Raw genomic sequence first — 23,420 nt, forward strand, 5'->3', positions numbered from 1 at the left:
TGGGAGATCGTTTAACGATTTTCCTAGCTTTTGATTAGGGGCCGTATGAGCCACCCCTCAAGATCAGTCACTCTTGATTGCTCCAAAGATTCATGGCATTGAGAAAATCATCCGAAACCTCTACCTTAGTAGGATTGGCTTGAAGACGCTCTTGTCGACGTTCCTCAATTTGGCGAACGGTAGTAATACCTTCTCGTGTCCAACGGCGCAGAATAGCTGTCAGATATTTCCAGTTGCGCTTACTATTGAAGATGCTTTCCTTTAAGGCCTCACGAATGAGATCAGGATTGATTCCATCTTCACGAATATATTTTTGAATGTCTTCTAATTCAAACGGTGTCAACATCCAGCCTGATTTTTCAAAATCATCAATCAGCAACTGAATCTCATTGGCATTATCAATTGTTTCTGCAGTTCCTTGATCAGTCTTGCCATTAGCCAAAAGAGCATCCAGACGCTTTAAAACGGGGCTGGCATCAAAAATGATATCTGTCTCCCCATCCAGCTCAATCGTCTTCATCACCAAGAGCTCCTGATTGGTCAGATTGGAAATAGCCTGATTGACCTCTGAAACAGTCTTATCCAAGGCAGTCGCAATCCGACTAGAAGGCATCTCTTCAATCTTAGTCGTATTTTGCAGATAGAAAAATTGCCAGACCAAATAATCATCCGAACTGGAAAAAATCTCTTTATAATGAAAGAGTAAGGCACTTGGCAGAACCAAATTGCCAGACTGATAATTCTCTAAAAAGCTCATAGTTCCTCTTTATAAATATCCATAATAGGAGGAGTCCCGCTCTAAATCCTCCAAACGATAAGGGGTTTCCTGATAGACAGCATAGTTGAGCCAGTTGGTAAAGAAGGTTGACGCCGCTAAACTCCAGCGAAGCTCGGGTTCTTGCTCAGGATCATCTTTCGGAAAGTAATTGACAGGGATAGCTGTTTTCTTGTTGAGCTTAGAATCACGAAGATACTCTTTGCCGAGTGTGTCTCGGTCATACTCCAAGTGTCCAAAGCTATAGACCTCACGCATATCACGACTGGATAAAATTGACAGACCGACTTGATCACCCTTGGCTAAAATCTGTAGATTGGTCCGATTTAGAATATCGGATTCCAGTACTTCTGTATGACGAGAATGCGGTGACAAAAAGAAATCATCAAAGCTGCGCATAAGCGGTGACAGACGCTCCACTACCTTTTGCGAATAGACACCTGATAGTTTATAACCTATCTTGACCTTATCTATACCATACTTGTAATAAAGTCCAGCCTGAGCCCCCCAGCAGAGATGTAAAGTGGAATAAACATGGTTGTGTTTCCAGTCAAAAATCTGAGAGAGTTCTTCCCAATAATCAACTTCGTCAAAAGGCAACTTTTCTACCGGTGCCCCTGTGATGATTAGACCATCATAATATTTATCCTTTATATCTTCAAAGGTTTTATAAAAAGTCTGCAAATGTTCGGGACGTGTATTTTTCGACTCGTGCGTTGCCATATAGAGAAAATCAACATTGATCTGTAGGGGCGTATTGGATAAATAGCGCAAGAGTTGGGTCTCTGTCGCCTCCTTGGTCGGCATCAGATTGACAATCAAAACCTCAATGGGTCTGATATCTTGATTACTGGCGCGTTTATCATCCATGACAAAGATATTTTCATTGTTTAAAATATCAACGGCCGGCAATTTTTTATCTAAGGTAATTGGCATGAAAATATCCCCATTCTATAATATCTTAATCTTATTATAAAACACGGAAGCAGTCTTTTCAAATATGTTTTTCCTTGATTTAACTATAGAAAACAACTATAACTTAGCCCGGAAAATTCATCAAAATTTTGGTATCGTAACCTTCAATAGCATCACGACCATTGAGACCATCCAGCTCAATCAAGAAGGCGCAGCCTGCAACGACACCACCTAGTTTTTCAATCATCTCAATTGTCGCTTTAACCGTTCCCCCTGTTGCCAATAAGTCATCCACAATCAGAACACGCTGACCGGGCTTAATTGCATCCGCATGCATGGTCAAGGTATCAAGTCCGTATTCTTTTTCATAGCTAGCTGAGATCACTTTACGCGGTAATTTACCGGGTTTACGGACAGGCGCAAAACCAATTCCCAACTCATAAGCTACCGGACAGCCAATGATAAAACCACGCGCTTCCGGTCCGACAACCATATCAATTTTTTTATCGGTCGCATATTGGACAATTTCACGCACCGCATAGCTGTAGGCATTACCATCAGCCATCAGCGGTGAAATATCACGAAATGTGATCCCTTCTTGAGGATAATCTTCAATCGATGCAATGTACTTTTTTAAATCCATAAAATTCTTTCTATAGGCTCACGGCCAAAAATGTTTTACGTTTCATTATAGCATAAATAGTGAGGACTCGCTATAGAAGAGAGTGGGACAAAAATCGAAATAGCGATGTGACCACCATTTCGATTTCCCTCACTCTTCTATTTAAGGCTCAGAAGCAGAAATCAACCACTGAATCATTTCTAGCTGACCTTTTCGCACCATTGATTAGGCGTCGACATGAACTAAGGTTCATAGAATCAGATATTCTGCAACAGTTCTCCAAGCTGTTAGAGCTATCACTTGACCAACAAGGGATAAGAACCACCAATCAACCACTACCTTAGCTAGAGCAAGACTAAAAGGATTTAGTCCTGTCCAATACAGAACCAAATCCTTTCACTAATAGTTTTTGTCTAACTTTTTGGGGCCAGTCCACAATGGGTTTCCAAACTCCTATTCTTATAGCTTTAAAGTACGTAATAAACCACACTGTTTGGAGTAAACTGTTTTATTTTTTCTGAAAAAATGCTAATCAAATAAATCTCTGTTTAAGTTGTCTAACAGCTAAACCATAAAAGAAAATGATATAAAAGGCGTTGAGAAACCAAAAGAGGATACGATCAGGAGTAGTGAAGGGAGATAAACTTCGTCCGTGAATCCCAATAATAACTTGAGCGTAAGGGAATACTTTGAAAAGACTTGTTCCAATAAAAAGGGTCATCAATCCTACTAGAGCCAAAATAGCTGAGATGAGAATAGGGACAGCAAAATTTTTCAGTCGAATGCTGATAAAAAGTTGAATGGTCACAATAGTAATACTTCCCAGCCAGCCTGTAATGGACCAGAGACAGAAATCTATCAAATGGTCAAGAATAGGTACTTTCAATATCAAAGCATTGGTAATGTAGAACAAGAGAACCAACACTTGACTGATAGCCATGACAAGCGATAGGCTAGCGATTTTTGCGAGAACTATACGAGATAGTTGGATGGGAATCGTCAGAAGGCGCTGCCAATTTTTATTACTTTCCTCAAATTGGCAAGAGATGGAACAGATAATTCCGATAAGGATGGGGGTGAAAATCTGAGAAGCATAAAAAACTGTCTGCCCCCATAGCACGAGCGATTGGGTGCCTTCACGAAGAACACTTCGATTAAGAGCAAAAACCATTGTCCCTAAAAGCGTTCCAATCAGATTGAAAACCACCAGTATGATAGGAATAGCACTCTTTTTGATTTTCTTAAATTCAAATGTTATCATAATAAATCCGCCTTTCTGGTGGCTCTGCGACTCAGGTAAATGCTAAAGATAACAATGGCAAGCAGAGCCACCGTTTTAAGTGGGAAGGAGGTATCGTACTTGAAGAGATAGGTGTGTGCATCTGCGATGCGTCTGGCCAGTCCCATCATGGAGAAGTATTGCCATGGGATAAAAAAGCGAATGGCAAATGGCAGAGCACCGATTCCCACCAAAGAGAGAAAAGAGCCAACAAGTCCTGTCACAACAGTCACACTGGCTTTTTCATAGACAAAAGCTAGACTGAGATGCAGACAAGACAAGACCAAGCTCACTAGAACAAAGGATACTAGAGAGAACATTAACTGCATCAAGCTGACGCTGCTGCCTAATCCCTTAATAAGCAATTTAACAAAAACAGTCTGAATGATTCCAACAAAAAGATTGAAGATCATCATTAAGGCCAGTTTAGCTTTAAAGAGCTGCCAAGGACTTTCCTTGCTAGTTTGCAGGATTTTGAATGTTTTACCCAGATGTTCCATTTCCAGCAGCCGTGAAGCTAGGACAGCAATAAAAAGCGGCATAATTATGTCATTCATCTCGGCCATGTCATAGAGAGGATTAAAAACACTATGTGTTTTTGGCCACTCGCTTTGAATAACAACAGCTGACCACATTAAGAGTACCGAAATGAGTACCACCAAGGACAGCAGGAAGGACCGCCGTTTTAATTTGGTGAACTCGAGCCGTAAATTGAGCATTATAAGACACTCCCTTTGCCTCGTCCTGTCATATCAAGGAAGACTTCCTCCAGTGATTTACGGACCATGCGGACTTGATAAATATCAATGCCATTATCAACTAACAATCTAACAGCTGCCGCAATGCTGACCTTATTGTAATTGTTGAGAATGAGACCAGTTTCCTTATTGATCTCAAATCCTTTGCTTGCTAGTAGAGTTTCGGCCGTAAAATCATCGCTGGTTTCAAAGAGGTATTTCTCATCTTCTTCCAACTCAGCTAGATTTCCCTCAAAAAGCAGCTTTCCACAATTGATAATGCCAACTGTCGTCGCCATCTGCTCAATTTCGGACAGGATATGACTGGAGATGATAACAGTCATATCATAACGCTGTGGCAGGGATTTGATCAGCTCGCGAATCTCTTGAATACCAGCTGGGTCAAGACCGTTGGTTGGCTCATCTAGAATCAATAATTTCGGAAACTTGACAATTGCCAAAGCAATACCTAAACGTTGCTTCATGCCTAGCGAATAATTTTTAACCAATTTATCTTTTTGCTCATAGAGTCTAACAATTTTCAAAACCTTATCAATATTTTCCTTGGGTAATTTGAGCAGTTTTTGAATGATTTGCAGATTTTCATAACCGGTCAAATTGGCATAATAAGATGGTTCTTCGATAAGTGAACCTACATCAGATAGCAAAGCAATCTGATTACTGTTAAAATCTTTGCCAAAAAGTTTGATAGAGCCGTGGCTTGGCTGCAATAACCCCAGTAACATTTTCATGGTTGTTGATTTTCCTGCACCGTTTGGCCCTAGAAAACCATAAATTTCATTTTTCTTGACATGGATAGAAAGCTGATTAACAGACAATTCGCCTGAAAAATCCTTACTGAGCTGCTGCGTTTCGATAATATAATTCGTCATCATATATCTCCTTTACTGACTTGCTGGGTTTCCCCTTTTGACACTTCTCATGATAGCACCATCACTTTATCTCAACTTCATCTTCACCTTAATTCCTCCTTAATTTTTGGAAAAATAGCAGAGCTGGTCAGTTGATTATGCTATACTAAGTTTGAGGTAATTGCTATGAAAGAAAAAGATAGAAAACTGCTCATCTTAGATGACAATCCTGAAATCTTGGACATGGTCACGGAAAGCCTGTCTATTGTTGGTTTCAGCCATTTGAAACGTGCTGCCAGCAAAAAAGAAGCCTTGGAGCTTCTGGAAAAGAAAGCCTTTGACTTGGCAATTTTAGACATCATGCTGCCAGATGGTTCAGGATTTGAGGTCTTGCGGGAAATTCGTAAAACCTCCAACATGCCTGTGCTCTTTTTGTCAGCCATCTCTGATATTGAAAAACAATACCAAGGGTTTGAGTTGGGAGCAGACGACTACATTGTCAAACCCTTTAGACCAAAGGAGTTAGAACTGCGAATCTTATCTATTCTCAAGCGCAGCTATCCTGAGCAAGATGAACTGGTCAGACTAAGTGCCTGTCAGATTGATTTTGAGAGCGCAGCCATTCTCAAAGACGGCGAAGAAATTTCTCTGACTGCTAAAGAATATAGCTTGCTCAAGGTTCTTTACGACAATAAAAATAAAATCGTCACCTTTGACCAGCTGCTGAGCAAGGTCTGGGGTGACAATTATCTTGGTTATGAAAATACTCTCATGGCACATATCCGCAAGGTACGGCAAAAGATTGAAGCCAATCCGTCTAAACCAACTCATCTCATTACTGTTAAGGGGCTGGGCTACCAGCTTCGGGTGGATTAAATGACGACTTTTAAGTATTTTTCAAAAGTACTGCTGACCTATTTTGCTACGGTTGTCCTTCTGGGGTTGACTGCCATTCTTATCTTTTTATTTGGCAGCTATCACATCATTGACAATATGAGACAGGGTTCTGCAGAACCTACTGCTCTGGTACAGACTCTTATCAGCCATGACCAGTTGCAGCTAACCACTCAAAATAAGAAAGAGTTGGATCAGCAAAAGGTCTGGCTCATGTTGCTGTCAGACAAGGGAGAGATTGAACAGTCCTACCGCTTGCCAGACAAACTCAATCGTCGCTACAGCATGGCAGATATTGCTCGCTCGTCACGCTGGTATTTGGACGATTATCCTGTTTTTAATTTTGTGATTGGTGAAAAAATTCTCATCCTAGGTTATCCCAAAGGGGCTTATGCTAAATTTCCATCTAACTACTATAACATCCAAAATTTCTTTGGCATCGCAAAGCTAGTTGCAGGTATTGTTGTAGGGCTAATCTTAACCTTACTGGCTATTTACCTGACTTCCCAATGGAAGCTGCGCAAGGAATTCAAACCCATTACCCAGGCATTGACAGACTTGTCTGATAACCAGCCAGTCCTTCTTGATGAGAAGGGCAATCTGTCAGAAATCAAGTTGGCTCTCAACCAGACTTCTCAACTTCTTATTGAAAATAAAGACATGCGCAGCCATTGGATCCGTGGTATTAGCCATGATTTGCGCAACCCTCTGACCCTCATGCTTAGCTACACCAGCCAACTTGAAAGTCTGCAAGGCCGCAGTCAGCAAACACAGCAAATTGAAGCTAATATTCACAAAATGGAGAGCATCATTTCCAACCTTAATATGAGCTATTTGTTGGAGAGCCCAGACATTGAGCAGGAAATGACCATCTTTGACCTCAACAGTCTCCTCAGGCAGATCATAGCTGATCTTTTTAATAGCTATGATAATCTTGAATTGACCTTTGAACTTCCAGGCCAAGCGACACCAATTCTGGGCACTAAAACGCTGCTGACACGCGCCATCAATAATATTCTTCTCAACAGCCTAACTCACAATATCTCGCCGCAGATTAAACTCAGCTTACAGCAGGTTGAAGATGACGCACAGCTGATAATCACAGATAACGGTTCCATTAGCGCTGAAAAAATTCAGGAGCTCAATCAGAAATCTCGCAATTACGATACACATGGTATGGGGATTATTATCAGCAAACAAATTGTTACACTTCATAAGGGAAGTTTGAATTTTGCTTATTTAAATCCAGGCCTTGAGAGTACGATTTCCCTTCCTTTAGTAAAAAATGAAAAAGACGATTGACTTTGAAGGATAAAAATGGAGTCCCAGCCAAAGGTGCATTTGGCTGGGACTCCATTTTTCATCTTACATATTTTAAACACAAAATTTTCTCTCAATACCTATTTAAACGCAATTGGTTAAATTATAAAGAATAACGAGGGCTAAAATGACTAAAACAGTCATGGCAACATTCAGTGAGGTTACAATGTTAATAGTCTTCATACGGGCTGTATTTGCATCACTGAGACAAGACCATCCATGGCTAAAAGCTTTGTTGCTGTATCTTTAAATATGAGAGACAGAATCATCTTTTAAATTGATAAAATAGGCATTCTTATCTGGTTTTTCAGTAAAAATTTGCTGGTAAACAGACTTGCACAATAAGAGCGGGTGGAAGCAAAAACAACCTGATACCCAATAAGTTTCAGCACTTTTTAAAACTGTCTTGATTCGATCATCTATACGAAAACGATCAAAACAAATTGTACCATCTATGTCAAATACAAACTGCAGCATCATCTCTTTTTATCATTTTTCCTAGTAGCTTTTTCATCTACTTTCTTTGATAGAAAAGACTGAGAACTGTTGAACTCCTCCACAAAATCTATTTTATAGTCAATTCAGATGACAATACAAATCGTTTTCAGTACTATATCTTATTAATCAGCTATTGTCTAACGCTGAATGTAAATCTTCAATCAAATCATCGACATTTTCCAGCCCGATAGAGACGCGAATTTGTTCGGGTTCAATGCCGCAGGCAAGGAGTTCCTCAGGACTCATCTGGGCGTGGGTTGTTGTCGCTGGATGCACAACAAGAGACTTGGCATCAGCCACATTGGCAAGGTCTGAAAAGATTTCCAAGCTGTCAATGACCTTGCGGGCTGTCTGTGCTCCACCTGCTACATTGAAGGTAAAAATAGAACTGGCTCCCTTAGGCAGATATTTTTGTGCCAGTTCATAATAAGGGCTCGATGGCAGGCTGGCGTAGTTGACCTTGGTTACTTTGGGATGATTTTCCAGATATTGGGCGATTTTCTTAGTATTTTCCACATGGCGCTCAACCCGCAGCGAAAGTGTTTCTACACCCTGCAGCAGGAGGAAGGCATTGAAAGGCGACAGGCAGGCACCCGTATCGCGCAGCAACTGTGTCCGTACAGCGGTAATAAAGGCTGCTGCCCCGATGTCACGGGTGTAGCTGAGATTGTGATAAGACGGATCTTCATCTACAAACTGTGGAAACTTGCCAGATTTTTCCCAATCAAATTGACCCGAATCAACAATGACACCACCAATAGATGTCCCATGACCGCCGATAAATTTGGTCGCCGAATGCACCGCAATATCAACACCATGAGAGAAAACATTAATCAGATAAGGCGTTCCAAAAGTATTGTCAATAACCAAAGGAATGTCATGGCGGTGAGCGATTTCAGCTAATTTTTCCAAATCCGCAACATTCCCCAGTGGATTGCCCAGGGTTTCTGCAATGATGAATTTGGTCTTGTCCTGAATAGCTGCTTCAATCTCGTCAAAATCATCTACATCAACGAAACTGGTGGTGATGCCATAGCGCGGCAGGGTTTCCTTCAAAAGGTTGAAGGTCCCACCATAGACGGTTGTCGCTGATACAATATGATCACCGGCATGAGCTAGGGCCAAGGCAGTATAAGTAATGGCTGCCATACCCGAAGCTGTCGCCAAGGCACCGACACCCCCTTCCAGAGCAGCCATTCGCTCTTCAAAAACTGCTGTTGTCGGATTAGTAATCCGCGTATAGATATTACCAGGTGTCCTCAAAGCAAAAGAGTCCTCAGCATCTTGCGCATCATTAAAGACATAAGAAGTCGTTTGGTAAATCGGCACAGCACGCGATTTAGTTGTAGGATCAACACTTTGGCCAGCATGTAATTGCAATGTTTCAAATGAATAATCTTGAGTCATAGCTTCCTCCCAATAACAATTTGTTATTATTTTACACTTAAAAGCATCTTAAGTCTAATAGTAAGTCAAAAAGAAGAGATATAGTCTGCGTCTATATCTTTTCTTTTCGAATCAGCTCATTGCTAAGAACCTTATCAGTCACCTTTTTCCAGGGGTTAATGCTCTTTGCTCATCATCGAAAATGTCTGGTCAAGTTAGTAATTTCCTCGAAGAGTATTATTATATGATTTCTCATCTTCTTCTCGATCTCTTTTCCTCGCTTCCTCGTATAGCTCATCGACTTTATCGTCATAGTCTCGCCGGAGTTGCCTTTGCTTTTCATCAAGGTCATCCATTCATCTATGGATATCCAATTGAAAGTAATCGGCATTGCTATCCATGTCATATAAATCCATCTGTGCCTCTGGAGGAATCTCTAGATTTTGATCATAAATCACTTGATAGACCTGTTCTCTCAGTATATTTGTCGTCATCATAAACTCATGAAAGTTGTCCTCAAGTTTCTCTTTGGCCTTTCTAATCTTCCTCAATTCGTCTTCATATTCCTCATCAAGCGCCATCAATTTTCTGGTATCTATCATAATACCCTTCTTTCTTTTAATTAACCGGACTCTCCAGTTCGGGTTTTGGCAGCTGTGTTAAAAAATCAGAAGCCGCCTGGGCAGCCTGTCCTTCCAATCCATCTGCGATATTTTTTGATAAGTTGACGCATAATCCTTTAAGGATTGCGCATCCTCTTCCAGCTGTGATTGTAAACTTGTCCCCTTACTTTCGATTTCAGATAAAATGGTAGCGACAAGACCCTTAATGGCTGCCCTTTCCTGCTGTTTAATCATTTCATCCATTAAAGTATCCGCATCTTTAAACATAACTAATCCTTTCCTAGTGATTCGTTTTATGACAGGTTGGCAAAGATTTCACCGGCCTGCTGCGCATCAACTGCGGTCAGATTCTGAGCCGCATAAATCAAATCAGAACCAAAGGTGCTGAGTTGGTTTTGATACTGAGTAAGCGCAGACTGATCTGAGCTTTCTATCCCCTCATTCCAAACTTTGGACAGTTGAAGCTCTGACGTTAAAGCCTTAATCTCATCCGGACTAAGATGACTTCCCAGTTGCGAAGCACAATTAATACCTACGGTTGACAGAAGTTCAATCTGTTCCTTGCAATCACTGATATGTTTCTTAGCTGCTTCAACTTTATTGCTGATGTCTTCCTCAGCCAGCTGGGTCGCCATGTAGAGCAGTTCCGTCCGCAGAAGGATCCTCTCTGAACCGCTGGCGGATCGGATTCTGTCATGGAAGCTTCCGATATTGTTTCGAATCCACTTGAGCCCTTCCTTCTTGGCTTTATCAATAATGGCCTGGTATTTCTCTTGGAAATTTTGGAAAACATCTTGGAGATCACCGGCATGGGTCAGGGCACTAACAAGATCACTCACACTGATGCCCAATTTTTCGGCCATCTTTATCACTTCAGAACCACCGCTCAAACTTGGATTTTTAGCCACTTTTTGCGCTAGCTTAGCCAGTTCATTAAAGTCTTCGGGACTGAGGGCGACGATACTTTGGATGAGGTCTTCGGGGATATATTTTTTGAGCTTATCGATGCTCTCTTTTTCTAGGACCGCCAAATCATGCCCTGCGGTTAGGAGCTCAGGATGGTAGTCTGCAGAAGCTACCAGAAAATTCCCTTGGCTGTCGATCTGATAGGCCCCAAAATCATGAGAAGAATGCTTGTCCGTCAGACTCGTGTACTCTCTGGAAACTATGACATTGACATGTCCCAGCTGGTCCTCCCAAGGCTTGTCTCGGTTGAGCATACTGAGAGGGTCAAAGGGATTGACATAGTAGGTCGTCTTACTCCCCAGTTCTTGAATCTTAGCCTCACTATAGCCAGCCTTCTTGAGGCTTTCAGTGGCATCCGGACCATCAAAGAGGACAATCTGATCGACTTTCTGCAATTCATCGTGACTGAGCCCCGCCGCTCCCTGAATCGAAACAATCGTTCCAAGAGAATGCCCGGTGATGCTCATCTGGGCATCCGGTGCCGCCTGGGCATTCAGTTCAGCTATCTTAGCCTTCATGCCAGCCGTTGCCTCAGACGCTTGGGGAACAATAGCATCCGTCAGGGCGAAGGCCATATTATTGTTTATCCAGTCCTCGTAGTTGAAGTCATCAGGATCCATATTGGCCAGATAGTCCCAGGGATCTTTCTTTAGCTAACTTCTTTGTATCAATCCCAAAACCATCGCTGCCTCGCACCACAAAGTAGGTCTGGTGGGTATCCTGATTGATTTCCGCAGTATCTGACACATAGTAGGCCTGATAACCTGTGTCTTCATCCGTCATGATCCCTTCTTGGTCAGGCTGGAGGTAGACCACACCGCCATTGGGCAGGTCGGTCCCACCGCCTTCGGTGGTTTGACCTTTAAACGTCCCATCTTTCGAAAAATTGAATTCAACGGACTTTCCTGAATCAAGTACTTGCTGCTGAGCCACATCTAGTTGATCATAAGTAATATTTCCGGGTCTATTGCGGTAGGCCGATTGCGCTAAAGCTGCATAGATATTGTCAAAAGTCTCTAAATTCCAGTTACTCAAGTAAATCTCCCCCTATCCTTACATCCGATCCTACATACATTTCATCCATGTTGACTGTGCCATCTTCATTGAGCGGAATGTCTACTCGTCAACCAGACTCTTTGATATGATTAACATCGCCATAAAGATTAATATAGTATTCTGGTTTGGTAAGCCCTCCGTCACTCCACTGTGTCTCATCCCAATCAATCTGGACCGACTCCACTTTCGGACTTTGTGCCTTAATCAAATCCACAATCTCTTGCTCATGCTCCTTGAGGTAAGCTAGCTGCTTTTCCTTGATAGCTTCCTCGTCTTCTTTGACATCGTCTTTCGATGATGACCTTAAGGTCTCTTCATCATTAAAGTAGTGTCTAAAGTTGTAACTCATAATCATTACGCCTATTCCTAAAACTGCTATAGTTGCTAAACCCATTAAGCTTATCTTGGTTGATTTTTTCATAAGACTTCCTTAAATTAAGTTACAGTCATTGTCTTAAAAAACCTCTCATTTGTCAATGACAGTACCCTTTAAAGGTTCTCGACAACACTACATGACAATCAGAAAAAAAGACTGTATTTCTAACTGCTAAACTAGCAATCCCAAAACTTACTGATTAGTCAAAAAAAATAAGAGATAGAGTCCAAAGCTCTATCTCTTATTTTTTAATTTAAGATTTCTTCTCAAGCGGTGCAACACTGGCAAGAAGCTTTTTAAGACCGATTTCTGGGAAATTAATTTTTAATTCTTGAGCTTTACCACTGCCAGTAACTTCCAGAACAGTGCCATCACCCCATTTACGATGATGGGCTGTGTCGCCGATTTGCCAGTCAACCGCATCAAGGTCTGAGGCAGTTTGTCCTATCGGTTGGGGGCTTCTTGCGGTGAGTGGAGCTGCCTTGGCCTTACGATCCTGTAAGGCCTGAGCCAGACTCATTCCTTGACCAAATTTAGTCTCTCCTGTATCGGCATAGCTGACAGAGAAGGAAGTATTGACTGGTCGCGCAAGACCTTGATAGTTCAAAAGGTCATCTGAAATCTCGTGGATAAAGCGAGACGGACGGTTAAAGCTAGATTTCCCAAAAAGTGTGCGGCTGTTGGCATTGGTCAGATAAAGGATCTGCTCAGCACGAGTAATCCCCACATAGGCCAGACGGCGCTCCTCTTCCAGCTCATCAGGATCTTCAGCAGCCCTGCTCAATGGAAAGACGTTCTCCTCCATGCCAATCAGAAAGACAACTGGGAATTCCAATCCCTTGGCTGCATGCAGAGTCATCAGGGTCACTTCTGCCGATTCTGCCTCTCCATCATCAGTATCGGCAATCAGAGCTAAGTCGTTTAGAAAACGACTTAGTCTATCCAAACCTGTTTCGTCCTCAGGCAGATCCTCCTTATTGTCATCAAAATTTTTAGTAACGGATAAAAATTCCTCGATATTCTCTATACGCGCTTGACTCTCCAAGGTGTTTTGCAGCTGCAAAGCTTCCATGTAGCCCGTTTTATCCAGCACTTCTTCTGTCAATTCGGTCAAGCTGTAATCATCCAAATTAGCCCTGAGAGTGAGAAGTTGATTAGCCAAATCCCAGACAGCTTGAGCGGCTTTACCAGTAATTCCCGATAGCATAATTTGCTCAGATGCCTCCAACAGGCTCATTTCTTGCGACAGAGCAAAATTGCGGATTTTCTCAAGCGTCCCTGGTCCAACACCTCTCTTAGGCTCATTGACAATGCGTTCATAGCTGATATTGTCCTGAGGATTGGCAATGATATTCAAATAAGAAATCAGATCCCGAATTTCCTTACGGCTGTAGAATTTGGTTCCCCCAACCATAGTATAGGGAATATTGGACTTGAGCAGGGCTTCTTCAATGGTACGAGACTGAGCATTGGTACGGTAAAGGACGGCAAAGTCCTTAAAATCACGGCCGCCTTCACCTACCTGCTGATCAATTGTCGAGGCAATAAATATGGCTTCATCACGCTCATCATTGGCCCGGTAGTAGACAATCTCTTCACCATCATCATTTTGAGTCCATAACTTTTTAGGTCGACGATTGCGGTTGTTATTGATAACCTCATTGGCAGCCTGCAAAATCTTCTTAGTTGAGCGGTAATTCTCCTCCAAAAGCACAACCTTAGCTTCAGGATAATCCTTTTCAAAGTCGAGAATGTTTTGCATATCAGCGCCACGCCAGCCATAAATAGATTGGTCAGCATCACCAACCACGCAGATATTTTTAAAGCGCGAAGCCAGTAGTTTGACTAGTTGATATTGAGCATGGTTAGTATCTTGGTACTCATCAACATGGATGTACTGATAGCGCTGCTGATAATAGGCCAATACGTCAGGATTTTTATCAAAAAGACGCAGGGTCAGCATAATCAAATCATCAAAATCCATGGATTCGCTGCGGCGCAACTCTTCCTGATAAGCCTTGTAGCACTTAGCTACAATTTGGGTGTAGATATCACCTACCTGATTTTCATAAGCCACTTCGTCAATCAGATCATTTTTAGCATTGGAAATCGTACCTAAAATAGCCCGTTCATTCCACTTTTTAGGATCCAGATTAAGATTCTTAATAATCCGTTTCATAAGAGTGCGCTGCTCACCGGGATCTACAATGGTGAAATTACGGTTATAGCCAATATGGTCTGCTTCACGGCGCAGGATGCGGACACACATGGAGTGAAAGGTCGCAATCAGTGTTTCCTGGGTAGCAGGATTGAGCAGCATAGCCCGCTCTCTCATCTCACGTGCTGCCTTGTTAGTAAAAGTGATAGCCAAGATATTCCAGGGATTGACCATCTTCTCATCAATTAAGTAGGCAATTCGGTGGGTCAAAACTCGGGTCTTTCCCGAACCAGCTCCTGCCATAATCAAAAGAGGACCCTCGGTCGTCCGAACCGCTTCTGCTTGTCTGTCATTCATTCCATCTAATAAAGGATTCATCGTCTTCTCCTTGTCAATAATGCTTTCAAATTATATCATATTTAACCTTAAAAACCTACTGGATAAAAACCTTGTCATCTGTTCAAAATACCTATCTAAGATTACAGATTGGAACTCTCTGTCATCGATAAATATGAATATCTATTCAGATGACAAAATATTCGGAAAACAACGGATAATTTCCGCGAACAGCCTTGACAGTATTCGGAATTTTCGCTAAACTGTAACAGTATTTATTATAAACGACCGATTGATATCATCAGGAGAGAAAAGATTTGATCTTTCGCCGAAGGAGTAATGCTCTCAGGTTTCTAATGACTAGGATAGGACTGATGATTGACGGACTTCTGGAGAGCTTCCCCTCGAGGGAACGCCGAAGGGGCAAGGCGGACTACTGCTCAATCTCTCAGGCAAAAGGACAGAATTTCAAAAAAACTCTTAACCCTTAGGTTTTTGGTGATATTTCTGTATGCTTTTCAAGTCCACGACATTTCTGTCTGGGCTTTTTCTTTGATTTCTCGTCTGATAAATCGGTATTTCATCACAAGGAGTTTCTTAAATGTTGGATTTTTTTACTAAAATCGATGACTTTGTCTGGGGGCCTCCCCTGTTGGTCCTTTTGGTTGGAACGGGTATTTATCTTAGTAGCCGTCTTGGTCTGCTTCAGATTTTTAAATTACCAAAAGCCTTTAACCTCATCTTTGCCGAGGATAAGGGGGAAGGGGATATTTCAAGTTTTGCCGCTCTGGCTACAGCTTTGGCTGCTACAGTAGGAACCGGAAATATCGTCGGAGTAGCTACCGCTATTGGAACTGGTGGGCCCGGTGCCCTCTTTTGGATGTGGGTGGCGGCTTTCTTTGGAATGGCTACTAAATATGCTGAAGGGCTCCTAGCTATTAAGTACCGCACCAAAGATGCTAATGGGCAAATCTCAGGCGGACCTATGTATTATATCATCAATGGATTCACCGGACGTTTTAAGCTTATTGCTAAACCCTTGGCTTACTTCTTCGCCTTGGCCGGTATTCTTGTAGCCCTACTTGGTATTGGAACTTTCTCACAGGTCAACTCCATTACCGATTCCTTGCATAACAGTTTTGAGTGGTCGCCTAAAGTTGTTAGTATTATCCTTGCTATTTTCGTAGCTGTCATTATTTTTGGAGGGATTCAGTCTATTTCCAAGGTTTCGGAAAAAGTCGTTCCTTTTATGGCAGGGCTTTATATTTTAGCTACACTTACTATTATTGCAATCAACTACCAAAAATTGCTTCCTATTATTCTGCTTATCTTTAAGTCAGCCTTCACCCCTGCTGCGGCTGTTGGCGGTTTTACAGGAGCCACTGTTATCCAGGCTATCCGTCTAGGAATTGCCCGCGGGGTCTTCTCCAATGAATCTGGTTTAGGTTCTGCTCCTATTGCAGCAGCAGCGGCTAAAACAGAAGAACCTGTTGAGCAGGGCTTGATCTCTATGACCGGAACTTTCATTGATACCATTATTATCTGTACCCTGACCGGTCTCTCTATTCTCGTTACTGGACAGTGGTCAATCGAGGGGCTTGAAGGGGCAGGAGTTACTCAGAGTGCCTTCGCTTCTGTCTTTGGCTCCACTGGCAACATTGTTCTGACTCTATCTTTAGCTCTCTTTGCCTTTACCACTATTCTCGGCTGGTCTTACTACGGCGAACGCTGTGTTGAATTTGTTTTTGGTACCAAGGCCATTCCTTTTTATCGTATCATTTTCGTACTTATGGTAGCCCTAGGCGGTTTCTTACAGCTGCAAATTATATGGAAGATTGCAGATATTGTCAATGGGTTGATGGCACTACCAAATCTCATCGCCCTCTTAGTTCTGTCTCCGATTATCATTAAAGAAACTAAGAATTATTTTAAACGACACAATATATTGGATTGAGCCAATTAATTTGGACTTGAACCTTGATTTGACAAGTTCAATGGCATTTTTATATAATAATTAAGTTGTATCTTTCTAAAATGGATCAGGCAAGGTTGTTGTTTAACGATTAACCTTGCCTTTTGCCAATCAAACTGATTATTGAACAAAGCAATCTTATCTTGTGATGCAAATAGAATGGATGGGAAGTTATATGTTAGACTTTTTTAATACAATTGATACCTTCGTTTGGGGGCCGCCTCTTTTAATCTTACTGGTTGGAACAGGCGTCTACCTCAGTATCCGCTTGGGATTGCTTCAGGTCCTTAAGCTCCCCAAGGCCCTTCGCCTTATCTTCTCAGATAGTGAAGGGAGCGGTGATGTCTCTAGCTTTGCAGCCCTCTGTACCGCTCTGGCTGCCACTGTTGGGACAGGGAACATCGTCGGGGTGGCCACGGCTATCAAGGCTGGTGGGCCTGGCGCCCTCTTTTGGATGTGGATTGCGGCCTTCTTTGGGATGGCCACTAAATATTCGGAAGGTTTGTTAGCCATCAAATTCCGTGAAAAGGATGAGAATGGTGAGATTGCCGGCGGCCCTATGTATTATATCGTCAACGGACTCGGTCACAATTGGAAATGGTTGGCCATTCTCTTTGCTATCTTTGGAACTATGACCGCTCTTTTGGGCTCAGGGACTTTCACTCAGGTCAATTCTATTACCGACTCTATAAAAAACAGTGTCGGCTGGCGACCGCAGATCATTAGCATCGTCTTGGCAATTCTGGTGGCTATTATCATTTTTGGTGGTATAAAATCCATCTCAAGAGTTTCGACCTTTATCGTGCCATTCATGGCTGTTCTCTATGTCCTAGCTGGATTGACCATTTTGGTGGTCAATTATGATAAATTCATTCCCAGCTTTATGATGGTACTTACTTCTGCTTTTACCGGTAAGGCTGCAAGCGGCGGTTTCCTAGGTGCTACCGTTATGGTTGCTATTCAAAAAGGGATAGCCCGCGGGGTCTTCTCCAATGAATCCGGTTTAGGTTCCGCTCCTATTGCGGCGGCGGCAGCCAAAACAGAAGAACCAGTCGAACAAGGCTTGATTTCTATGACTGGGACGTTTATTGATACCATTATCATCTGTACGCTAACAGGTATGGCTATCATCGTAACCGGTGGTTGGTCATCCGATTTTGACGGAGCTGTCTTGACTCAATCTGCTTTTGCTTCTGTTTTTGGCCAATGGGGAACTTGGGCTCTGACCCTCAGTCTGGTCCTCTTTGCTTTCACGACGATTCTAGGTTGGTCCTATTATGGTGAACGCTGCTTTGAGTTCATCTTTGGAACTGCTAGTATTCCATTTTATCGTATTATCTTCGTCTGCATGGTTGCCGTTGGTGGTTTCATCAAATTAGAGACCATTTGGGCTATCGCTGATATCGTCAATGGACTTATGGCCTTCCCTAATCTCGTTGCCCTTATCGGTCTCTCACCGGTTATCATCGCTGAGACACGGAAGTACTTTGCTAAAAAGCAGAATACTTTAGAAAATATCTAAGTCAAAGGTCAGGATATTCCTGCCTTTTTCATATTGCTTCTAATACTTTATATCAGTTCTGCGACTGTAGCTGATTCACTGGATTCATGCTATAATAGAGAGAATTGGTATCATATAAGGAGTCATTTATGACAAGTCAAGAAGAAAATCTACGCTTGGCCAGACGCGGTCCTATCATCAGTATCGTTGCCTATATTACTTTAGCCATCTGCAAGCTACTATCCGGCTACTTTTTAAATTCTTCCTCACTCACAGCCGATGGTTTTAATAACCTATCCGACATCATGAGCAATGTCATTTTGCTGATTGGACTCTATCTAGCCAGCCGCCCAGCCGATGAGGATCATCGCTTCGGTCATTGGAAACTTGAAGATCTAGCCAGTTTAATCACATCTTTCATCATGTTTTTAGTGGGCTGTCAGGTTTTAGTTGAAACCATCAAAAAGATTATTAACAACAGCCAAACTGTTATTGATCCCTTGGGAGCTATCGTTGGATTCCTATCTGCGCTAGTTATGTACGGCGTTTACTACTATAACAAACGCCTTTCTAAACAAATCAAGTCCCCTGCCCTCCTAGCTGCTGCTAAGGATAATCTATCAGATGCTATAACCTCTCTGGGAACTTCTGTTGCCATTGTGGCCAGTTCTCTGCGTCTCCCAATCGTTGACCGAGTAGCTGCCATTATCATCTGCTACTTCATCCTCAGGACAGCCTATGATATTTTCATCAAGGCAACCTTTAGCCTATCTGATGGATTCGATGATAAACAGCTAGCTGAATATGAAAAAGCTATTCTGCAAATCCCAAAGATTTCTGCTGTCAAGTCTCAGCGCGGTCGTACCTATGGTAGCAATATCTTTCTGGATCTTGTTTTAGAAATGAATCCCGACCTCTCTGTCTATGAGAGCCACGCTATTACCGAACAAGTTGAACAACTTCTCTATGATGAATTTCAGGTCTATGATGTGGATATACATGTTGAGCCTGCAGCCATTCCGGAAGATGAAATCCCTGACAATGTCTATCACAAACTCTATAAATATGAAAAACTTATCTTATCCAAAATACCAGATTATGAAGAATATATCGCTGATGATTTCATGATGGTCAATGAATTAGGGCGATTTCTAACGGTTGAAGACTTTTTCCACAGAGCTCCTTACTACTCCAGCAATTTTCAATACTTTAAGATGACTTCCATCAGCCAAAAAACGAAATTGATTACCTATCGCTTGGAAGGTAACCGTCATGTCAGCCTTTGGCGCCGCCATGAATCCTGGAAATTGATTTATCATCAAATTACAAAAGAAGTTATTGAGAAATAATCAAGCAGAAAGACTAGCTTGTAGCCCCACTCACCACGTATGTATCTTTGTTTCATTAACTTAATAACAGGTCGCTTTATACTAAAAACAGCTAGCCAGTCCTCACAAAGTGGGGACTGGTTTTGAAATGGCTCGCTTAAGATGGATTTGTGGGCTATCAGCTTCTCCACTTCTGATATCCTATCTGCCAGTCAATTAGATTTGGCAAGCATAAGAGATACTTGTTCTTGAGACTGACCACCAACGAGATTCCATTATTTTTTTGTTTGTGGAGTCAGGATTTCGCTATACCTCTTGCTACCTCACGATAGGCAGGCTTGGGAGCCGCTCTAAGATCCACCGGTAAGCCAGGGCCCCAGAGAACTTGCATCTCAGATATACGCTAGGCCTGTCATACATAAATAAGAGTCGGCCCAAGCCAACTCTTATTTTTCTTTCACTTGGTCGGTGGCGACATCTTCACCGAACCACTTGTCTGAAATTTTTTGAAACTCACCGGATTGATAAAGGTCTCGGAAAGCCCGATTGATTTTATTAACCAAGGTCTTATCTGACTTGCGAGCACCAACCGCAAAGCTTTCAGCCTCATAGCCAGCAGGCATGATGTTATAGTTAGCCAGCTTACCTTCCTGTTCTAAATAATAATTGGCATAGACACGGTCGATCAAAAGAGCATCAATCCGTTCGGCATCTAAGTCAATCAAGGCTTGGGTAAAGGTAGAATATTGAATAGCCTTCTTATTCTTAACTCGATTTTTCAGAATATCAGGTTCTCCCATGAAAGCCTCATAGCCCGACGAACCTGCCTGAACTCCCAGCGTCTTACCAGACATCTGGGCAATAGTATTGATACCAGAAGATTTCTTAGTAACCAGAACTTGCTGATTGATCATATAAGGATCGGTAAAGCGAAGCATCTGCTTACGTTCATCCGTCATAGAATAGCCATTCCAAATCAAATCGATAGTGCCATTCTTCAACTCGGTTTCCTTCATATCCCAGTCAATAGCCTGCCATTCAACTTTGATACCATACTGTTTAAAAACGGCAGTGGCTAAATCAATATCAAATCCAGCATAAGCGCCATCTTTCTCTTCAAATCCCATAGGGACAAAGGTAGCATCAAAGCCAATCTTAATTGTCTTTTCCTTGGTGTAGGTTGACCATTGATCACTTTGGGTTGCAAAATTCGACCGTGAGCTACAGGATGCCAAAGCTATTACTGCTGCTAACAAGAAAAAAAGGAGTAAGAATGTTTTCTTAATATATTTCATAGGCTACCACCTACTTAGGATTGATTGTCAAGATATCATCTGCGATATCTTGAGCAAATTCCATGTCATGGGTGATGACAATTTGTGTAATCCCCGTATCGCGGTTTTGTAAAATCAATTTTTCAACTTCTTGCCGTAACTCTGGATCTAGCGCTGAAGTTGGTTCATCATAACCGATAATCTTAGGATCAATCATCATAGCACGCGCAAAAGCTACTCGCTGTTTTTGTCCACCAGAAAGTGAAAATGGATAAGCATCACCATACCCTTCTAAGCCCAATTTTGCTAGCAATTCCTCAGCTTTTTTGAGAGCATCTGCCTTGGTCATTCCCAGAGTCTTGGTTGGTGACAAAATTAAATTTTCAAATACCGTTAAATGTGGGAAGAGTTGAAAATCTTGAAAGACAAATCCCAGAAGATTTTCGGCTTCCAAATGATCCAATGAGACTTCCTTATCTCGGTAAATAACTTGACCAGAGTCAATCTTTTCAAGTCCTGCTAGCATGCGCAGCAAGGTTGTTTTACCGCCACCAGATGGACCTACGACAGCAAGAATCTTACCTTCTTCAACATTGAGATTGAAGTTTTTAAAAATTTGCTTATGGCCGAACTGTTTGGAAATATTTTTTAACGCTAACATACGACCTCCTATTTATAAAAATTAAATTTCTTTTCGATTTGTTTAGAAGCGACTGTCACAACACCAACCAAGATGAGGTAGATGGCTCCAGCCACAAACATAGGTGCTAAAGTAGCATCACGGTTGGCTGCTGTACGACTTTCCAACAGTAAGTCTCCTACACCCAACACATAAACCAAGGATGAATCTTTAACCAAGTTGATAACTTCATTGAAGACACTAGGCAGAACGATCTTAATCACCTGAGGTAGAATAATATAGCGAATGGTCTGCAACTGAGTGAATTTCAAAACCTTAGCTGCCTCATATTGACCCTTAGGAATAGCATCGATACCCCCGCGGAAAATCTCCGCAAAGTAGGCCGCATAATTCAAAGTAAAGGCCAGAATTGCTGCTGGCAATCTATCAAAGACAATACCGACACTGGGCAGAACATAATAAACAAAAATGAGTTGCAAGAGGAGAGGCGTTCCGCGCATAATCCAAACATATAGAGTCAAAAGCCAGTTCAAAGGTTTAAACTTCAGCTGCATCAAAAAAGCTAAAAATATTCCCAGAGGAACCGACAAAATAATGACGATGCAGAAAACCTGCAAGGTTACAAGAGTTCCATTTAAAAGGGCAGGAAGAATTTCCAAAACGTATGACATAATTGCTCCTAATGAGTTGATATAGCCCATTATATCAAATTTTCTGACTATTTGAAATACTATTTATTTTTATTCATTTAAAAATGGAAAAATTCAATTTTTATTCTAGTAAAAGAGAGCGGAACAAAAAGCGGTGAATCGTGATAAATCGCGTTTTCGATTTTGTCGCCCTGCCTTTCTGCAGGGTTGATCAGGTTGGCTGCTATCACTTGCCTAGCAAGGGATAAGGATTGCCAATCAACCACTGCCTTAATTTTGCTAAAGCTAGAGCAAAACAAAAAAGGCGGGACTTTTATCCCAGCCTCCTTTAATTTTAAAGATTATATTTAGCTAATTTTTAACAAATTTCCCTTTTATATCCTAGGCTTTTTTCACAAATTCTGATTTCAGTTTCATAGCGCCAAAACCATCGACCTTGCAATCAATGTTGTGATCACCTTGGACCAAGCGGATATTTTTAACGCGAGTTCCCTGTTTAATATCCTTGGGAGCTCCCTTGACCTTCAAATCTTTAATAATCGTGACAGTATCACCATCAGCAAGACGGCTACCATTACTATCGAGAACGACTAGATCTTCTTCTTCGACTACTTCATTGGGATCCCATTCATAGGCACACTCTGGACAGATTAACAAAATGCCATCCTCATAGACGTATTCTGAATGACATTTTGGGCAGTTGGGTAAAGACATATTTCTCTCCTCTTTATTTAATAAATAATTATTATTTTATCCTTTTTCACTTTTTTTGGCAAATAGGGTTAGGTTATATCGCCTAGCAATATCAAAAATAGAGAAATAAAAATCGCTAAATTGTGATAAATCGCATTTTCGATTTTGTCGCCCTGCCTTTCTGCAGGGTTGATCAGGTTGGCTGCTATCACTTGCCTAGCAAGAGATAAGAATTGCCAATCAACCACTGCCTTAATTCTGCTAATGCTAGAACAAAACAAAAAGGCAGGACTTGGCACTGCACCCACATAATGGGACAGAAGAAAAACACATTTATGCGGCCAGTTTTCTGTACTCTACAGGAGACAGGTCGTTTAATCTCTGTTGAATTCTAGTTTCATTATAAAATATGATGTAATTTTCGACAATATCTGTTATACTATCTTTGGTTAGGTTTCTCCAGTTATGGAGATAGAAGGTGAAAAGGCAACAGTTTTCTGTACAAAATTTATAAAGTGTTTTTGTTAAACGATTGCTCTTTTAGTCATG

General features: G+C 41.8%; 19 protein-coding genes, 5 pseudogenes and 1 riboswitch. Of the genes and pseudogenes, 5 read left to right on the forward strand and 19 right to left on the reverse strand.

Going from position 1 to position 23,420, the window contains the following annotated elements:
• Window positions 1-67 precede the first annotated feature (67 nt).
• The 6 genes from ACFOSE_RS05845 to ACFOSE_RS05870 all read right to left on the reverse strand — a co-directional run bounded on the left by ACFOSE_RS05845 (window position 68) and on the right by ACFOSE_RS05870 (window position 5,221).
• Window positions 68-757 carry a DnaD domain-containing protein gene (locus ACFOSE_RS05845; RefSeq protein WP_380431591.1) on the reverse strand — a complete coding sequence of 230 codons (690 nt, stop codon included), beginning with the start codon at window positions 755-757 and terminating at the stop codon, window positions 68-70.
• A gap of 9 nt (window positions 758-766) precedes the next feature.
• Complete coding sequence (gene metA / locus ACFOSE_RS05850) at window positions 767-1,711, reverse strand: homoserine O-acetyltransferase MetA (protein ID WP_380431593.1); 945 nt, start codon at window positions 1,709-1,711, stop codon at window positions 767-769.
• Between the two features lie 103 nt (window positions 1,712-1,814).
• Complete coding sequence (locus ACFOSE_RS05855) at window positions 1,815-2,333, reverse strand: adenine phosphoribosyltransferase (protein WP_380431594.1); 519 nt, start codon at window positions 2,331-2,333, stop codon at window positions 1,815-1,817.
• A gap of 511 nt (window positions 2,334-2,844) precedes the next feature.
• The gene (locus ACFOSE_RS05860) at window positions 2,845-3,573 is read right to left on the reverse strand and encodes an ABC transporter permease (protein WP_380431595.1); all 729 of its coding nucleotides are present in this window, start codon (window positions 3,571-3,573) and stop codon (window positions 2,845-2,847) included.
• Window positions 3,570-4,310 (reverse strand): ABC transporter permease, encoded by a 741-nt coding sequence (locus ACFOSE_RS05865; RefSeq protein ID WP_380431597.1) that lies wholly within the window; start codon window positions 4,308-4,310, stop codon window positions 3,570-3,572. The genes ACFOSE_RS05860 and ACFOSE_RS05865 overlap by 4 nt, the downstream gene beginning before the upstream one ends.
• Window positions 4,310-5,221 carry an ABC transporter ATP-binding protein gene (locus tag ACFOSE_RS05870; protein WP_380431628.1) on the reverse strand — a complete coding sequence of 304 codons (912 nt, stop codon included), beginning with the start codon at window positions 5,219-5,221 and terminating at the stop codon, window positions 4,310-4,312. Before ACFOSE_RS05870 ends, ACFOSE_RS05865 begins: the two co-directional genes overlap by 1 nt.
• A 165-nt stretch (window positions 5,222-5,386) precedes the next feature.
• Between ACFOSE_RS05870 and ACFOSE_RS05875 the strand changes: the two genes are divergently transcribed.
• Both ACFOSE_RS05875 and ACFOSE_RS05880 read left to right on the forward strand, forming a co-directional pair.
• Complete coding sequence (locus ACFOSE_RS05875; RefSeq protein WP_380431599.1) at window positions 5,387-6,076, forward strand: response regulator transcription factor; 690 nt, start codon at window positions 5,387-5,389, stop codon at window positions 6,074-6,076.
• Window positions 6,077-7,396 (forward strand): sensor histidine kinase, encoded by a 1,320-nt coding sequence (locus ACFOSE_RS05880; protein WP_380431601.1) that lies wholly within the window; start codon window positions 6,077-6,079, stop codon window positions 7,394-7,396.
• A gap of 111 nt (window positions 7,397-7,507) precedes the next feature.
• Here ACFOSE_RS05880 and ACFOSE_RS05885 read toward each other — a convergent pair.
• From ACFOSE_RS05885 to pcrA, 8 genes and pseudogenes are all read right to left on the reverse strand, one after another.
• Window positions 7,508-7,768, reverse strand: a pseudogene (locus ACFOSE_RS05885) (hypothetical protein); the annotation flags it as partial.
• Window positions 7,756-7,888, reverse strand: a pseudogene (locus tag ACFOSE_RS05890) (HAD hydrolase family protein); the annotation flags it as partial. The pseudogenes ACFOSE_RS05885 and ACFOSE_RS05890, both read right to left, overlap by 13 nt.
• Window positions 7,889-8,038: 150 nt before the next feature.
• Complete coding sequence (locus ACFOSE_RS05895) at window positions 8,039-9,319, reverse strand: O-acetylhomoserine aminocarboxypropyltransferase/cysteine synthase family protein (RefSeq protein WP_380431603.1); 1,281 nt, start codon at window positions 9,317-9,319, stop codon at window positions 8,039-8,041.
• Between the two features lie 335 nt (window positions 9,320-9,654).
• Window positions 9,655-9,900, reverse strand: a complete 246-nt coding sequence (locus ACFOSE_RS05900; protein ID WP_380431604.1) for a hypothetical protein — start codon at window positions 9,898-9,900, stop codon at window positions 9,655-9,657.
• Window positions 9,901-9,916: 16 nt separating this feature from the next.
• Window positions 9,917-10,188, reverse strand: a pseudogene (locus ACFOSE_RS05905) (hypothetical protein).
• A gap of 26 nt (window positions 10,189-10,214) precedes the next feature.
• Window positions 10,215-11,922, reverse strand: a pseudogene (locus ACFOSE_RS05910) (hypothetical protein).
• A pseudogene (locus ACFOSE_RS05920) lies at window positions 11,915-12,364 on the reverse strand (hypothetical protein). Before ACFOSE_RS05920 ends, ACFOSE_RS05910 begins: the two co-directional pseudogenes overlap by 8 nt.
• Window positions 12,365-12,572: 208 nt before the next feature.
• Complete coding sequence (gene pcrA / locus ACFOSE_RS05925) at window positions 12,573-14,855, reverse strand: DNA helicase PcrA (protein WP_380431610.1); 2,283 nt, start codon at window positions 14,853-14,855, stop codon at window positions 12,573-12,575.
• 337 nt (window positions 14,856-15,192) lie between these two features.
• Window positions 15,193-15,287: riboswitch (glycine riboswitch) on the forward strand.
• Between the two features lie 127 nt (window positions 15,288-15,414).
• On the opposite strand from pcrA, the gene ACFOSE_RS05930 reads away from it, so the two are divergent.
• The 3 genes from ACFOSE_RS05930 to ACFOSE_RS05940 all read left to right on the forward strand — a co-directional run bounded on the left by ACFOSE_RS05930 (window position 15,415) and on the right by ACFOSE_RS05940 (window position 19,635).
• A complete protein-coding gene (locus ACFOSE_RS05930; protein WP_380431612.1) occupies window positions 15,415-16,767 on the forward strand; it encodes an alanine/glycine:cation symporter family protein in 1,353 nt (450 codons plus the stop codon).
• 193 nt (window positions 16,768-16,960) lie between these two features.
• Window positions 16,961-18,307 (forward strand): alanine/glycine:cation symporter family protein, encoded by a 1,347-nt coding sequence (locus ACFOSE_RS05935; RefSeq protein WP_380431614.1) that lies wholly within the window; start codon window positions 16,961-16,963, stop codon window positions 18,305-18,307.
• Window positions 18,308-18,435: 128 nt separating this feature from the next.
• On the forward strand, window positions 18,436-19,635 hold the full coding sequence (locus tag ACFOSE_RS05940) for a cation diffusion facilitator family transporter (RefSeq protein WP_380431616.1): 1,200 nt from the start codon (window positions 18,436-18,438) through the stop codon (window positions 19,633-19,635).
• Window positions 19,636-20,060: 425 nt separating this feature from the next.
• Here the strand turns inward: ACFOSE_RS05940 and ACFOSE_RS05945 are convergent, their stop codons facing one another.
• The 5 genes from ACFOSE_RS05945 to ACFOSE_RS05965 form a co-directional block, all read right to left on the reverse strand.
• A complete protein-coding gene (locus ACFOSE_RS05945; RefSeq protein ID WP_380431618.1) occupies window positions 20,061-20,909 on the reverse strand; it encodes an amino acid ABC transporter substrate-binding protein in 849 nt (282 codons plus the stop codon).
• Between the two features lie 10 nt (window positions 20,910-20,919).
• Window positions 20,920-21,549: an amino acid ABC transporter ATP-binding protein gene (locus ACFOSE_RS05950; RefSeq protein WP_380431620.1), complete on the reverse strand. Its 630-nt coding sequence runs from the start codon at window positions 21,547-21,549 to the stop codon at window positions 20,920-20,922.
• 8 nt (window positions 21,550-21,557) lie between these two features.
• Window positions 21,558-22,199: an amino acid ABC transporter permease gene (locus ACFOSE_RS05955; RefSeq protein ID WP_380431622.1), complete on the reverse strand. Its 642-nt coding sequence runs from the start codon at window positions 22,197-22,199 to the stop codon at window positions 21,558-21,560.
• A gap of 360 nt (window positions 22,200-22,559) precedes the next feature.
• Window positions 22,560-22,892: a zinc ribbon domain-containing protein YjdM gene (locus ACFOSE_RS05960; RefSeq protein WP_380431624.1), complete on the reverse strand. Its 333-nt coding sequence runs from the start codon at window positions 22,890-22,892 to the stop codon at window positions 22,560-22,562.
• A gap of 312 nt (window positions 22,893-23,204) precedes the next feature.
• Complete coding sequence (locus tag ACFOSE_RS05965; RefSeq protein ID WP_380431630.1) at window positions 23,205-23,309, reverse strand: IS3 family transposase; 105 nt, start codon at window positions 23,307-23,309, stop codon at window positions 23,205-23,207.
• Between the last annotated feature and the right edge of the window lie 111 nt (window positions 23,310-23,420).

Source organism: Streptococcus dentapri (assembly GCF_042649885.1).
Taxonomy (GTDB): Bacteria; Bacillota; Bacilli; order Lactobacillales; family Streptococcaceae; genus Streptococcus; species Streptococcus dentapri.

Coding starts and splice junctions, on each gene's coding strand:
- ACFOSE_RS05845 (WP_380431591.1), bottom strand. CDS start 757: ATGAGCTTTTTAGAGAATTATCAGTCTGGCAATTTGGTTCTGCCAAGT.
- metA (WP_380431593.1), bottom strand. CDS start 1,711: ATGCCAATTACCTTAGATAAAAAATTGCCGGCCGTTGATATTTTAAAC.
- ACFOSE_RS05855 (WP_380431594.1), bottom strand. CDS start 2,333: ATGGATTTAAAAAAGTACATTGCATCGATTGAAGATTATCCTCAAGAA.
- ACFOSE_RS05860 (WP_380431595.1), bottom strand. CDS start 3,573: ATGATAACATTTGAATTTAAGAAAATCAAAAAGAGTGCTATTCCTATC.
- ACFOSE_RS05865 (WP_380431597.1), bottom strand. CDS start 4,310: ATGCTCAATTTACGGCTCGAGTTCACCAAATTAAAACGGCGGTCCTTC.
- ACFOSE_RS05870 (WP_380431628.1), bottom strand. CDS start 5,221: ATGACGAATTATATTATCGAAACGCAGCAGCTCAGTAAGGATTTTTCA.
- ACFOSE_RS05875 (WP_380431599.1), top strand. CDS start 5,387: ATGAAAGAAAAAGATAGAAAACTGCTCATCTTAGATGACAATCCTGAA.
- ACFOSE_RS05880 (WP_380431601.1), top strand. CDS start 6,077: ATGACGACTTTTAAGTATTTTTCAAAAGTACTGCTGACCTATTTTGCT.
- ACFOSE_RS05895 (WP_380431603.1), bottom strand. CDS start 9,319: ATGACTCAAGATTATTCATTTGAAACATTGCAATTACATGCTGGCCAA.
- ACFOSE_RS05900 (WP_380431604.1), bottom strand. CDS start 9,900: ATGATAGATACCAGAAAATTGATGGCGCTTGATGAGGAATATGAAGAC.
- pcrA (WP_380431610.1), bottom strand. CDS start 14,855: ATGAATCCTTTATTAGATGGAATGAATGACAGACAAGCAGAAGCGGTT.
- ACFOSE_RS05930 (WP_380431612.1), top strand. CDS start 15,415: ATGTTGGATTTTTTTACTAAAATCGATGACTTTGTCTGGGGGCCTCCC.
- ACFOSE_RS05935 (WP_380431614.1), top strand. CDS start 16,961: ATGTTAGACTTTTTTAATACAATTGATACCTTCGTTTGGGGGCCGCCT.
- ACFOSE_RS05940 (WP_380431616.1), top strand. CDS start 18,436: ATGACAAGTCAAGAAGAAAATCTACGCTTGGCCAGACGCGGTCCTATC.
- ACFOSE_RS05945 (WP_380431618.1), bottom strand. CDS start 20,909: ATGAAATATATTAAGAAAACATTCTTACTCCTTTTTTTCTTGTTAGCA.
- ACFOSE_RS05950 (WP_380431620.1), bottom strand. CDS start 21,549: ATGTTAGCGTTAAAAAATATTTCCAAACAGTTCGGCCATAAGCAAATT.
- ACFOSE_RS05955 (WP_380431622.1), bottom strand. CDS start 22,199: ATGTCATACGTTTTGGAAATTCTTCCTGCCCTTTTAAATGGAACTCTT.
- ACFOSE_RS05960 (WP_380431624.1), bottom strand. CDS start 22,892: ATGTCTTTACCCAACTGCCCAAAATGTCATTCAGAATACGTCTATGAG.